Source organism: Butyricimonas sp. BSD2780061689_150309_C8, assembly GCF_015560935.1.
In the GTDB taxonomy this organism is placed as follows: Bacteria; Bacteroidota; Bacteroidia; order Bacteroidales; family Marinifilaceae; genus Butyricimonas; species Butyricimonas paravirosa.
In genome coordinates this window covers 1-14303 of record NZ_JADMSV010000027.1, presented here as the reverse complement: position 1 = coordinate 14303, position 14303 = coordinate 1, and the positions used below count along the sequence as shown (strand labels likewise).

9 protein-coding genes are annotated in these 14303 nt (G+C 37.0%); 8 read left to right on the top strand and 1 reads right to left on the bottom strand.

The window, feature by feature from the left end; genetic code table 11:
* Positions 1-11 precede the first annotated feature (11 nt).
* Genes I2I33_RS16770 through I2I33_RS16760 form a run of 3 tightly spaced genes read left to right on the top strand, consistent with a single transcriptional unit; the run spans position 12 to position 4734 of the window.
* The gene (locus I2I33_RS16770) at positions 12-1478 is read left to right on the top strand and encodes a M20/M25/M40 family metallo-hydrolase (RefSeq protein WP_087421093.1); all 1467 of its coding nucleotides are present in this window, start codon (positions 12-14) and stop codon (positions 1476-1478) included.
* A 26-nt stretch (positions 1479-1504) separates the two neighbouring features.
* Positions 1505-2434 (top strand): ABC transporter ATP-binding protein, encoded by a 930-nt coding sequence (locus I2I33_RS16765; RefSeq protein ID WP_087421094.1) that lies wholly within the window; start codon positions 1505-1507, stop codon positions 2432-2434.
* An 11-nt stretch (positions 2435-2445) separates the two neighbouring features.
* Positions 2446-4734 carry a Gldg family protein gene (locus I2I33_RS16760; protein ID WP_087421095.1) on the top strand — a complete coding sequence of 763 codons (2289 nt, stop codon included), beginning with the start codon at positions 2446-2448 and terminating at the stop codon, positions 4732-4734.
* A 40-nt stretch (positions 4735-4774) separates the two neighbouring features.
* Here I2I33_RS16760 and I2I33_RS16755 read toward each other — a convergent pair whose 3' ends face one another.
* Complete coding sequence (locus tag I2I33_RS16755; protein ID WP_087421096.1) at positions 4775-5824, bottom strand: alcohol dehydrogenase; 1050 nt, start codon at positions 5822-5824, stop codon at positions 4775-4777.
* A gap of 186 nt (positions 5825-6010) precedes the next feature.
* Here I2I33_RS16755 and I2I33_RS16750 point away from each other — a divergent pair, with 186 nt between their 5' ends.
* The 5 genes from I2I33_RS16750 to I2I33_RS16730 all read left to right on the top strand — a co-directional run bounded on the left by I2I33_RS16750 (position 6011) and on the right by I2I33_RS16730 (position 13131).
* The gene (locus tag I2I33_RS16750) at positions 6011-6628 is read left to right on the top strand and encodes a hypothetical protein (protein WP_087421097.1); all 618 of its coding nucleotides are present in this window, start codon (positions 6011-6013) and stop codon (positions 6626-6628) included.
* Complete coding sequence (locus I2I33_RS16745) at positions 6625-7413, top strand: nucleotidyl transferase AbiEii/AbiGii toxin family protein (protein ID WP_087421098.1); 789 nt, start codon at positions 6625-6627, stop codon at positions 7411-7413. Before I2I33_RS16750 ends, I2I33_RS16745 begins: the two co-directional genes overlap by 4 nt.
* 696 nt (positions 7414-8109) lie before the next feature.
* The gene (gene dndC / locus I2I33_RS16740; RefSeq protein WP_087421099.1) at positions 8110-9444 is read left to right on the top strand and encodes a DNA phosphorothioation system sulfurtransferase DndC; all 1335 of its coding nucleotides are present in this window, start codon (positions 8110-8112) and stop codon (positions 9442-9444) included.
* Positions 9444-11561, top strand: a complete 2118-nt coding sequence (gene dndD / locus I2I33_RS16735) for a DNA sulfur modification protein DndD (RefSeq protein WP_087421100.1) — start codon at positions 9444-9446, stop codon at positions 11559-11561. Before dndC ends, dndD begins: the two co-directional genes overlap by 1 nt.
* Positions 11551-13131, top strand: a complete 1581-nt coding sequence (locus I2I33_RS16730; RefSeq protein ID WP_087421101.1) for a DndE family protein — start codon at positions 11551-11553, stop codon at positions 13129-13131. Before dndD ends, I2I33_RS16730 begins: the two co-directional genes overlap by 11 nt.
* Positions 13132-14303: the final 1172 nt, after the last annotated feature.

Below are 14303 nucleotides of genomic sequence, written 5' to 3'. Positions count from 1 at the left end.
ATAGTTCGAGTATGAGATATTGGATTTTGATTTTATTGGTCGGTTGGTGTTGTTCGGTGAAAGCCCAACATGAAAAGATGTCTAAGGAGATAATGGATGTGTTTCACTCCATTTCAAGTGATGAAATCATGGAATATGTGCATGAATTATGCAAGGAAGAATATAACGGACGGCTTGCCGGAACGGGAGAATATATGAAATGTGCTTTTTGGTGCGCGGAACAATTGTGCGATTTCGGGTTAGAACCCGCGGGGGATGATGGTTCTTATTTACAACATTTTCGGATGCCTACGACGAGTTTGATCGATTGTAGATTGAAAAAAGTGGGAAATGAACAAGAGTATGTCTTCCCGCGGGATTTTTATCCGGGCATGAACTCTGATTCGGGGAAGGTGGAAAATGCAGAAGTGGTGTATGCCGGGTATGGAATCACGGCCCCGGAATACGGGTATGATGATTACGAGGGGATAGATGTAAAGGGAAAGATTGTGATCATTGAACGGGGTATACCATATCGGGATAAGGATGAGAAAAAACGTTTTGATCTTTATATGCGCTATGCTTCCGAGAGTTATAAATTACCTCAGGCTTTAAAGAAAGGTGCGGCAGCGGTGTTGTTGGTTGGAAAACTGGCACACACGGGAATTGCTTTTTCGAAAGGGATGATTTATACTCACGTGGATCCTTCCATGGTGGATGAATTGGTTGCAAAAGCCGGGTATACGCGGGATGGGTTAAAAAAACAGATCAGTGAGAAACAAAAGCCCTGTTCTTTTAATACCGGATGTCGTTTGAATATGGATGTTGTGACTCGTCACTATCCTTATGCGACCACCTGTAACGTGATTGGTGTGATCAAGGGCGTGGATACGACTTCTTCCATTGTATTGGGTGCACACCTCGATCATTTGGGTAACAATGGACTAATGTTTCCCGGTGCTTTGGATAATGCTTCGGGGGTTGCTTTACAGTTAGCCGTAGCGAAGGCTTTGGTTGCTAGTGGAATCAAACCGGAGAAGAATATCGTGTTCGCTTTTTTCGGGGCGGAGGAAAGAGGTATTAAAGGAGCAATTCATTATTTGAATCATCCTACGTTTCCGCTGGACAAAACCATGTGTATGCTGAACATTGATATGGTTGGAAATGGAAATGGTTTATCGGTTTGGGGGGCTGAAAGCTTTCCTGCAGTGGCAAAAATATTTGCTCAGGTGAACGATCGATGGTTACATCGGGAATTTGAGGTAACTCCTTATGAGCGGGCCGTGAGTTATTCTCAGGCGGATGGTGATGAATTTTCTAAACGGGGAATTCCGGCCTTATATATAGCCACGACCGAGGAGTTGAAACCTATGTATTATCATGATCCGAGAGATCGGGCTGAAACATTGACTCCTGAAATTATGGAGGATGCAGCCAGAATGTTGTTTCTGGCATTACCGGAGATTGTAAAAATCAAAGGTGTTTTGAGAGAAAAATAGACGTGTAAATTATAAAATTTAAATGTATGGATGTCGCTATTGTAAAAGTAGAAAATCTTTATCATCGCTATAGTTCCCAGTGGGCTATACAGGATATTAGTTTTGAGATTAACCAGACAGGAGTCCTTGGGTTATTGGGCTCGAATGGAGCCGGGAAATCGACCACGATGAATATCATGTGTGGCGTGTTGAAACAGACGAAGGGAGAAGTGTATATTAATGGTGTGAGTTTGCGGGATAATCCTGTGGAGGCGAAGAAGCATATCGGTTTCTTGCCGCAGAAACCTCCCTTGCATATGGATTTGAATGTGGATGAGTATTTAACGCATTGTGCTTATTTGCGTTCCGTGGATCCCAAAAATATAAAAGCTGCCGTGGAGAAGGCGAAGGATAAATGTGGGATTATGCATTTCAGCAAGCGTTTGGTGCGTAATCTTTCTGGGGGATATCAGCAACGTTTAGGAATAGCACAGGCTATAGTGCATGATCCGAAATTCGTGGTGTTGGATGAACCGACAAACGGGTTGGACCCCAACCAGATCGTGGAAATCCGGAATTTGGTAAAGGAGATTGCCGAGGATCGGGCCGTGATGCTTTCCACGCATATTTTACCGGAGGTGCAAATGACTTGTGATCAGATTCGGATGATTGAGTCCGGGCATATGGTGTTTGCGGGGACGATGGATGAATTTAATAATTACATCAAACCGGATTCGTTAGTTGTGCTAATGGATGCTCCGCCAAGTGAAAACGAACTGCGAGCCATTCCGGGAATCGTAAGCGTGGAAAATTTGACAAACAAGCGTTTCCGTTTACACTTTGACACAATGGATGCTATTTCGGAAAGAGTGATCGAAGCGAGCGTGGCTAACGGATGGCATTTACAAGAGATCAACATGGAAAAGAGTTCCTTGGATGTGATCTTTGCTAAATTATCGGGTAAAAAAATCAATTAATATAGAAGCTTATGAGAAAAATATATAGAATAGCAAGAACGGAATTACAAACCTTGTTCTATTCCCCTATAGCCTGGTTAATTCTTATCGTGTTCGCCTTCCAGACTTGTATGGTTTTCGTGCAGGAAATGGAAGGATATGTGAGGTCTCAAGCCCTTGGTTATGGTGTGTATAGTGTTACTTCCCGCCTGTACGCAAGCTGGACGGGTGTATTCTCGAATGTCCAGAATTACCTGTATCTTTATATGCCATTGCTGACCATGGGGTTGATGAGCCGGGAGTTGAGTAGTGGTTCGATTAAATTATTGTATTCTTCCCCAGTCACGAGTTGGCAGATTATTCTGGGAAAATATTTAGCTATGGTGATTTATGGTTTATTGCTGATCGGTATATTATGCGTGATGGTCATCTTTAACTTGTTCACGATAGAGAATATGGATTGCGGACTGGTCTTTACCGGGTTGCTGGGAATATACTTGTTGATTTGTGCTTATGCGGCTATCGGGTTATTCATGTCTTGCTTGACGTCCTATCAAGTGGTTGCTGCTATTGGAACTTTAGCCTTGTTGGCCGCTTTGAATTTCGTGGGTGGTATGTGGCAAGGTATAGATTTGATCCGTGATATCACGTATTGGCTCTCTATCGCCGGACGTGCGGATGAGTTGATTGGTGGTCTAATTTGTAGTGAGGATGTGTTGTATTTTATCATTGTAATTGCTGTATTCTTAGGCTTTAGTATCATTAAATTACAATCTGGTAAACAACGGACAACTTGGTACATGGTATTCAGTAAGTATGTGGGTGTATTTTTTGTTGCGATTGTCTTGGGCTATCTCAGTTCTCGTCCGATGTTGAAATTTTTCCATGATTCTACAGCGACGAAAATAAAGACGTTGACTAAAAGTAGTCAGGATATCATGAGTAAGATGACGGGTGATCTGACGATAACAACTTATGTGAATCTGTTGGATGATAATTGCTGGTCAGGCCTTCCGGCTAGTCGGAATAGTGATAAAGGTCGTTTTGCTCAATATCTCCGTTTTAAGCCGGACATTAAAATGAAGTATGTATATTACTATGACAAAGCTTATAATCCTACTTTGGAACAACGTTATCCGGGATTGAGTGATGAGGAGATTGCCAAGAAAATGTGTGAAACGATGGGTGTGAATATTAATATGTTCATGAAACCGGAAGAGTTCCGAAAAATTATGGATTTGTCTGACGAGTATAATCGTTTTATTCGTGTATTGGAAAGAGGAAGTGGGGAAAAAACATTCCTGAGAGTGTACGAGGATAACCAAAAACACCCACATGAACGGGAGATTTCTGCCGCCATGAAACGTTTGGTAATGGATTTACCTAAGGTCGGTTTCGTGCAAGGACACGAGATGCGTGATATATGGAAGACCGGAGATCTTGATTATTTCAATTTTGCTCATAATAAGATATTCCGTTATTCTTTGTTGAATCAAGGTTTTGATGTTACGTCATTAACTTTGGATCAAGATGTTCCGGAAGATATTAACGTGTTAGTTATTGCTGAAATGAAAACCCCGTTCTCGGAAGAAGAGATGGAGAGATTGAATAAATATGTTGCCAGGGGAGGGAACCTGTTGATTGCCGGTGATGCGGGAAGACAAGAAATTATGAATCCGGTGGTGGCTCCGTTCGGAGTGAAGTTCTTGCCTGGTCGTTTGGTACAATCAGGAGAGCATGTTGCTAATTTGATTGTAGGGAATGTGACGAGAGAAAGTTGTGAGCTGAACTATATGTTTAGTGATATGTTCCGTGTTTACAGCGTGACTATGCCGGACGCGGTTGCTTTGGAATGTGATACAACGCAAGGATTTACCGTAACCCCTCTTTTGGTGACAAAGAATAAGGGCAGTTGGATTGAATATAAGACAACCGATTTTATAGATGATAAAGCAGAGTTAAATCCGGAAGACGGGGAGGTGGAACAGGCGAATCTAACTGCTGTTGCTTTGAATCGGAAAATGGGAAATAAGGATCAGAAAATAATTATTTTGGGGGATGCCGATTGTATTAGTAATGGTGAAATTAGCCGGCAGAGATCAAATATTATGGCTTCCAACTATTCCTTTATTAACGCAATGTTCTTCTGGCTTTCAGATAATGAGGTGCCCATTGATGTGCGTCGTCAGCCTGCGAAAGATAATAGCGTGGCTTTGAGTATGGATGCGATGGCTGTTGCGAAAGTTGGATTCTTGGGGGTGTTGCCGATATTATTGTTAATTTGTAGTGTATTTATTTGGGTGAGAAGAAGAGGAAAATAGGGATAAATATTTAAAGACATGTAAGGTTCATCCGGTAAAATTAAACTACCGGATGAACTTTTGTTATAGCAACCTTGATCACTCCGTCAAGTTTATTTTCGAATATGCGATAGGCTTCTTCGATTTCGTTTAATGGAAAACGGTGTGTGATGAGTGGGGTAGTATCAATTTTGCCCTCTTCTATCAGGTGAAGAATTTCGGCACAATCACAACCATCTACCCCTCCGGTTTTGAACGTGAGATTTTTGCCATACATATTGGGTAACGGTAAAAGTTGCGGTTTGTCGTAGAGGGCAACTACGGTTACAATAGCGTTGGGGCGGGCGCATTCCCATGCCATATGGAAAGTAGTATCGCTTCCGGCAACTTCTAGTACGACATCGGCCCCACCATGATCGCTATGCTCAAGGACGAATTTTTGGCATGTTTCCGGTTCTGTTATCAATACATCGGGATAGTGTTTCCGGACGAACTGAATCCTTTCGGGGGATTTTTCACAGACAATAATTCGTTTCGGATTCTTCAACATTACACAAAGTAGCGTGCATATTCCGGTTGGTCCGGCACCAATGATCAATACAGTATCGTCTTCCGTGATTTCAGAAATACGTGCAGCCCAAAAGCCGGTGGCAAGTACGTCACCCACGAAAAGAGCTTGTTCGTCACTAACCGTATCGGGAATACGGTTTAGTCCGCTATCGGCATAGGGGACACGTACATATTCGGCTTGTCCCCCGTCAATGCGGCATCCCAAAGCCCAGCCGCCATGGGGATCAGTACAATTGTTTACGAATCCTTTTTGGCAAAAGAAGCACTCTCCGCAAAAGGTTTCCACGTTAACGGTTACTCGGTCTCCGGGTTTTACGGTCGTCACGTCAGCTCCTGTTTGTTCTACAATACCCACCATTTCATGCCCGACGGTAATTCCTTGTACAGCACGGGGGACACTTCCGTGTTTGATATGTAAATCGCTGGTGCAGATGCTACTTAGTGTGACACGCACGATAGCATCTCGTGAATCTTCTATCTGGGGAATTGGCTTCTTTTGAAGCTTGAAATTTCCTTTGCTAATGTAGGTGTATGCTAACATAGGGGCGTAGATATATATTTAAATATAGCAATTAATAAAAAGCGTTTTTTATCGGGTTTCAAATATAAGGTATAAATCTCAAAAGAGAACTTCGAGAGTTCTGAATTAGGAGAAAAAAGCTAGTTTTATCTAGTTTTATTTCTGAAATGCATTATATTTGTAGCATAATGGAAACAAAATAAAAGAATGACCTTTTTAGAATTTAAGAATCAACTATTCGATTTAGCATGTTTCAATATCTATCAGGTATATGCATGGCAACCGGATTTTGACCGCAATAATCTTACCCGTTGGGTGAAAAAAGGGTATCTTGTCCGTTTACGGCAAGGATATTTTGCTTTTTCTGAATACAAGAGTAAGCTGGATTATTCCCTTTATTTTGCTAATCGGATTTACCGGCCCTCTTATATTAGTCTACATACAGCATTAGCGTTTTACGGGATGATACCGGAAGCAGTAGTGCAAATTACCAGTGTGACATCACTAAAAACTGTCTCGTTTAATAACGACTTTGGTGAATACTCCTATAAAAATCTCAAAGAGAATCTAATGTTCGGGTATGAATTAAAGCCAGTGGCAGATAATCGTACCATGCAGTTTGCTACACCTGAAAAAGCATTGCTTGATTTACTGTATCTTTATCCATTCTATGATAACGAGCAGGAATTAGAGGAGTTGCGTTTGGATGAAGATTATCTACATGATGATTTAAATAAGGATTTATTGGTGGACTATTGTGGCAAGTTTCAAAACAAGGCACTTGACCGTCGGATAAAATTACTTTTTAAGACTTATGATTTATGATACAAATAGAGCAGATAAGAAATTATTTTCCAGTTCAGATTCGTGGAAATTCAAGTTTCGATAAGTATATGTTGAAAGAGTATTTGCAGTTGATGATTTTAGATTACCTTTCTTCTACTCCAACCATTCAAAAGATGGTTTTTATCGGGGGAACAAACCTGCGTTTAGTCAAAGGGATCGATCGGTTCTCCGAAGACCTGGATTTTGATTGTAAAGAATTATCGAAAGAAGAGTTTGTTGAAATGACAAATGGGGTAATCCGGTTTTTGGAGCGTTCAGGGTTAAGGGTCGAAGCGAAAGATAAAGAAAATCCGAAGTTAACAGCATTTAGGCGTAATATCTATTTCCCGGAACTCTTGTTCGATTTAGGATTGAGTGGACACAAGGAAGAACGTTTTTTAATAAAGGTCGAGAGCCAAGATCAACAAGTTAATTATTCCCCGGTTGTTACAAATATCAAGGGGTGTGGATTCTTTTTTCCGTTTCCTGTTCCTTCTGATGGTGTATTATGCAGTATGAAAATTGCAGCTATGGTAGCTCGTGCTAAAGGTCGTGATTTTTATGACCTGATGTTTTTGCTTTCACAAGCAAAACCGGATTACAATTTTCTATCACAACGTTGTGGAATACATAATTTGCAAGAATTTAAGCAAGCGACGGTCGAATTGCTAAAAACAGTTGATTTGAAGAAGAAACAAAAGGATTTTGAACATTTACTTTTCAACAAAGTGAATAGTGAGAAGATCTTAAGATTTGGAGAATTTGTGGATTCTCTGACAGAATAATTATGTGAGGATGATATTTGTCTTTTGCCCCTAAAATTACATACTAAATCGTATTAGGAAAATCGGTTTTTTGAATTTTGTTTCTATGATGCAGTAAATATAGTGCGTTTCGGAAATAAAATATAGAGGGATAAAGCAAGGATAATAGGAAAATATACGGGTGTTTGTTTTATGCCGATGATTTTGAGGTGATATGTAGGTCAATCTATCATCAAATGAATAGAAATTATGATGATTTGCATATTATGTTGTGTATGAAATGTATAAGCATAAGTGAAATTTTCTTGTGATAATTGAATTTGATTTTGTTACATTAATGAGTTGTTATTGGATCGTGCTGTTTTTAGATGTTTCTTGGGGAAAGTCTCAAAACTCACCTTGATGTATTCTTGTAGATGTGTTAAAAGATAAGTACAAATTATTTGTTTGGTGTTGATGTGAATTGGGATGTGTTGGTAAAGTATTATCTTTATGTTGTTGTGTTTTTATTCTTTAAGATGCTATTTTTGATTAGAATTACTGGTGTTTATAATAAACATAAATGAAATATGTGAGCAAAAAAATTATTTTTACTTTTCTTCACCTAAGTCATTTTTTATATTATTTTTGTAAGAAATTGAAAGGCGTTAATTTGGTTAAGATTACTTTAATGTTAACGTATCTAAATTGAGGAAAAAGATTTCAAGTATTTGAATTATGTCTCAACGAATAAAGCATATTATATCGGAGTTAAAAGACCAATATTTAATTGAGGATTCACTACGCCCTTGGATAATCGGCTTTAGTGGTGGTAAGGATTCTACTGTGTTATTGCAATTGGTTTGGTATGCATTAATGGATATTCCCGTAGATAAGAGAAAACGTCCAATTCATGTAGTTTGTAATGATACTTTGGTCGAAAATCCTATTATTCAAAATTATGTAAATGGAGTGTTGAAAAAGATTGCAGATGCTGCGGTCGAGCAAGGTTTACCTGTTTTCGTTGAGAGTACAATACCACGTTTAGAAGATACTTTTTGGGTGAATGTTATTGGGCGTGGGTATCCAGTTCCTAATAATGCATTTCGTTGGTGTACGGATAAGATGAAGATTAAACCTACGTCACGATTTATAATAGAACAAGTTGCTGAAAATGGGGAAGCCATTATTTTAATAGGGACAAGAAGTTCGGAGAGTGCAACGAGGGCAAGATCTATAAAAAAACATGAGATTAGGGGAAAACGCTTAACAAAACATCCTCATCATCCTAATACGTTTGTCTACTCTCCGATTAAAGATTTGTTTTTGGAGGAAGTTTGGTATATCATTAATACAATGACGTCTCCGTGGGGGGCTGATAATTCTAAATTATTTCAAATTTACTTTGATGCAAGTGCTGATGATTATGAATGTCCAACAATGGTTACAGATAAAAGTCATAGTTCTTGTGGGCAAAGTCGATTTGGATGTTGGACATGTACGGTGGTGAAAGAGGATAAATCATTGACGGCTCAAGTTGCAAAAGGACAAATGTGGTTACAACCACTGCTTGCATTGCGTACAAGTATGTTTGATGAAAGGAATGTATCTGAAAATCGACTTCCTGTTCGAAGAAATGGACAAGCAGCTGTAAATGATGAAGGTATGAATCAAGGTAATTATACTCCCGAGTATCGAGCTAGATTATTGGAACAATTACTAACAGCTCAACGAGAGATGCAAATTGAGAAACCTGAGATCGAGTTGATAACCAATCAGGAATTAATTGCAATTCAAGTGATTTGGCATAAGGATCTAATTTTTTCAAATAGAGTTTCAGAAATTTACAATAAGGTTTATGATAAGACATTAGATATGAAGAGGGATACCGAAAAAATCCAAAGAGAAATAGATTTGCTTAAATCTGTTTGTGATGACCAACCATCAGATTTTGACTTAATTCAGGAGCTCTTAATAATGCAAAAAAACAAGGCATTATTGAACCGGAAACGTGGGTTAAAGGATGATATGGAGAGAGTTATTGAAAAATATTTAGATAAAGAAACCGTATAATGTATATTAAAGAGATACAACTGAATAATTTCAGAATATACAAAGGGTTGAATACAATCTCTTTGCTTCCTTCTGAGGATAAAAATATAATTGTTGTTAGCGGGAAGAACGGGTATGGTAAGACTACTTTTCTCATGTCGTTGGTTTGGTGTTTGTATGGCAAACAAATGGAAAAAGTAGATGAATTGTATGAAAAAGAAATACGAGATAAAGGAAATTATACCAAGTATATTGCTAATAGCCTTAATCGAAAAGCCTATGAGGAAGGAGAAATGGAGTTTTCTGTTTCAATAACGTTTTCAAAAGTGAAAATTCCAGATATCACTTGTAATGAAGTTACAATAAAACGTTCGTATAATGTTGTGTCAAGTACTTCGGATAAAGTAGAAGTGTTAATTGATGGTTATCCTAATGAATTGATTGAAGACCTGACAAAAGAGAATCAGAAGGGAGAAGAAATTTTCATTCGTGATTTTATTTTGCCTATTGAAATTGCTAAATTTTTCTTTTTTGATGCAGAAAAGATCGTGTCTTTGGCTGAAGTTAATTCGAATAGTCAGCGGAGACAACTTAGCAGAGCATACTCGGAGGTACTTGGTATTCAAAAATATGAAGATTTGAAGGCAAACCTTGAAGAAAAGCAGGATGAATATCGCCGTCGGTCAGCAAAACCGGAAGAACAGGAGGAGCTGAATCAACTTCACACGGATATTGCAAATACAAGTATTGAGATTGAAAAATATCAAGATCGGATTGATGATTTGAAACATGAACGAAATCAGAAAGAGAAAGAAGCCGAAGATATTCAACGAAAGTTAATTCGTGAGGGAGATAAGATGACTTTGGAAGAATTAAATTTGCTAAAAGAAGAACAGGCAAAACTAGAGCAACAAAAAAATGAAATTCAAGAAAAATTGAAAGATTTGTTGGATATAATACCTTTTGCTCTTGCTGGTGAAACATTAGCGGGTATTTCTGAACAATTAAATAATGAACGAGATTTATCTGAACAGAAATATCGGCAAGATGATGTTAATGAAAAAATTGATCAGATACGACAGGATATTGAGGTAGAACGCATTAATATGCGTTATGTGATTGATGTAAATATACGAGATTTTTACGAAGCGCAGATAAAAAAACTCGTGAGAAAATATTTCTATTCTGACTTGAAGGAAATTCCAGAAAGTTTGAGAGTCTTACATGATCTTTCAAATGTAGAAGCAAATGAATTTAATCAGTTGCTCAATACGATTAAGCATAGTTTTAAAGATACCTTTTCACAAATGAATGCAGAATATTCTTTTGTGAAAAATCAACTTGACTCCATTACAAGAAAAATACGTGATGCAGAAAAAAGTGCTGAAGATGAATATATTGCTGCATTACGTGATTCAAAAGAACGTTTGGATAAACGTATTATATCCATTGAGAACGAGATAGAGTCTATTGTTTTGAAAATAGGTGAGTTAGGGAATCAAAATAAGACTTACAAACAACGTCAGGAAATTTTGAGAAAAAAGATAGATGAATCTAGTGTTTATTCAGAAAAAGAGCAGAAAACAAAGCAACTCATTAATCGTTTACAAAGATTCGTTAATTTGTTTAAAGAAGAAAAGAAGAAGTCATTAGGTGAAAAGATGCTTATTTCTCTTGATACGTTTCTGCATAAAAAGAATTTTATTAAAAAGGTTGATGTGGATATCAGTATGTCTGGTGATGACATTGATATTGTCCTTTTTAATGGTAACAATAGAATCATTGATAAAAGTTCGTTATCTATGGGGGAGCGCCAAATGTACGCATCTGCCTTGTTAAGTTCTTTAGTGGATGAATCTGAAATTGAATTTCCTGTTTTTATTGACAGTCCAATGCAGAAATTTGATGAAGAACATGCTGAAAACATTATTCGCTATTTTTATCCTAATGTATCCAAGCAAGTTGTCATTTTTCCTCTTATAAATAAGGAACTTACAGCGAAAGAGTATAATGTCCTTCAACCTAAAGTATGCAAAGCATTCTTAATAAGGAATACATCTACTGATAGTTCTGAATTTCAAGAAACAACACCTGAGCAATTTATAACCACTTACAACGATTTATACAATGCAAATTAATATAAGAACATCTGAGAGGAATCAAGACGTTGTGCGGAGGCTAACAACTAAGTTACCCTATGGTACAAAAGAAAATGTTATTGCTAGAATTGCATTAGGTTATTCGTTGCAAACTGGTAAAAAGTTCCAAACTGCGGATTTTAATCTTTACGATTCCAAAGGAAAAGAGTATAAAGATCATATTTTATTTGACGCAAAATATCGTGATTTTTTTATTGCGTTGATTTGTCAATATTATGGACTTTATAAGACAGATGATAATATACCTAAGTATATCAAACTTCATATTGATCATGGCTTAGAGTTGATGGATTCGATCTTCCAAGATAATTATAACTATACATTTTTTGATTTTTTAGTGGAGTATATAGAAAAAGGGACTTTAGCTTTGACGGATTTGAATGTTTCATTGGATGCTGTAAGAAATAACCATCAGCATATAGAGAAGTCTTTTTATGCTAATCCTATTAAGATTCAAGTTGGAAAGAATTTAATAAATGAAAATGAGTCATTATATCTGAATTTGAACGATACTAAACTGTATAATAACTGCCATATTGCAGTAGCAGGGAATTCTGGAACTGGGAAAACCCAGTTCGCTTTAGAGTTTTTATCGCAGATTTATGAGCAATCAAATGGACATGTCAATTTTATATATCTTGACTTTAAAGGTTTAAAGCAAGATGATATAAAGCGAATGGATAAGTTTTTTCAGGATACTAGGACTAATTTTGTAGATGTTCCTCAAACTCCTTTCCCCGTGAATCCGTTGACATTTATCGACAATATCAACGAGGTTAATAAAACTATGGGGATTGATAAATTCGTGGATATCGTTTGTAAGTATTCAAATCTTGGGATCAAGCAGAAAGGAAAGCTAAGGGAAGCTACTTATAATACCTTTATTGAGCAAAAAGGTGGTCTATATCCAACATTAGAACAAATAAATGAGCGATTGCAAGAGCTTATTGGAGATAAAAAGGACACTCTAACAGAAATTATGGATGAATTAAGTCGGTATAAAATTTTTATAGATGATCCTAAAAATGAGTCAAACTTTTTAAATTCGAATGTATACTTGTCCCTTTCTGGTGATTTGTCTAATTCTGTACGCTTTACCTCTCTATTCCTTATTATTAATTATCTGTATAATACCTTTATGAATATGGATAATAGCCCAGTAGAGAATAATGTTAAGGCTTTGCGTTACGTGCTTCTTATTGATGAGGCTCACGTTCTGTTTAAGGAAAAGAAGTATCAAGATATACTAGAAAAATTGTTGAGAGAGATTCGGTCAAAAGGGGTTTCTGTGGTTTTACTCTCGCAAGGTATTGATGAATATAATCAACCCAATTTTGACTTTTCCAGTATGTGTGAGATTGCTTTTCTGCTGGATATTAAGGATAAGAATATAAAATCAATGGAGAAGTTCCTTGGAATGTCAGGGGATGGAAGTAAAAAAATTGCTCGTAGTATGGAAAAAATACAAGCAGGACAAGCTATTAGTAATATTAAAGAATATAATAAGGGAGATTTGTTTGAAATTAAGCAATTTAAAGACAGAAAATAAGTGTATTTATACACTATTTTACCTCCATTTTGTGTAAAGTAGTGTATAAATACTCTTGTATTTTCAGATACATAAATGGTAGATTTAAACAGAAGACTTTCTAAGAAGAAATCATTGCTTTTATTGCTCCTCATGTCTATTCCTGATTTTTTGAGCTTCGATCCATCATATGTTTCTTTTTCTAATTTTTTTATTTTACTTGTTTTATATTGTGATTCTAGTCGAATTTCGATAATGTTGTTTATAAGATGATTTATTGTGTGGGGCAAGTTACATCTAAAATATCTCTATTGGTGTTTACTCGATATTTACTTAAGGCATAATAAATTTCATAATATTGCTATCCAGCAATATTTACAACTATAAAATAATAAAGAAATATTTGCTTTCTGTAAAAATGTTTATATATTTGCAATGCATAACATACTCAGAGGTGGGGAATCCTGCCACAGTGTAGCAGGCATTTTTTTTGCCTGTTAACTCCATACGGCGGTTCCGTACCCCCGTGTGGAGTGTTAATGCACCCACAGCCTCTGAGTGGTGTTATGCAACGGGACAGACGGAACCGTTTTTTTTCGTCCTAATCTTTAAACAAAAAGGCTTATGGGAGGGAATCGTAATTGTATCTTTGCGTGTAAAAGGGGAAGTTCGGCTTCGATAATTCTTTTGATTTTTAGTCTTAAAGGGATGGTATAAAGGTATCATCATGTGTTTGTAACGAGGTCGGCGTAAAGAACATTCGTGTTGTGAGTCGGGAATGTTCAGATCTTTGTATTTCTTCATCAGTTTTTATAGAATCTTTGTTTTGAATGACAAGGAGGTAATTTGTTATGCCATAATTGGCATGACACAATAGAGTGGAGTGGTTGTAGTTTTAGTTAAAAGAAAAGAATAAAATGGAATAAAGGACATGAAACACGGTGCGCAAAGCGACTGAAAAATGAAAGGGGGGTGTATTCTATGCCTGAGAAACGTTGAATATCACCCCCTTGTGTAAATCAATTTTATAAATTAATTAACAATCAAAGTTATGAAAAAAACTTATGACAGGAAAGTTTTTAAACGAAAGTTACTGTTGGATCGAGGGACGGTAACCGTGACAATCCGGTTATTTATGATTTTATTGTTGGGCTTCCCGCTATTGACGAGGGCCGGGACGGTGGATTCCACCC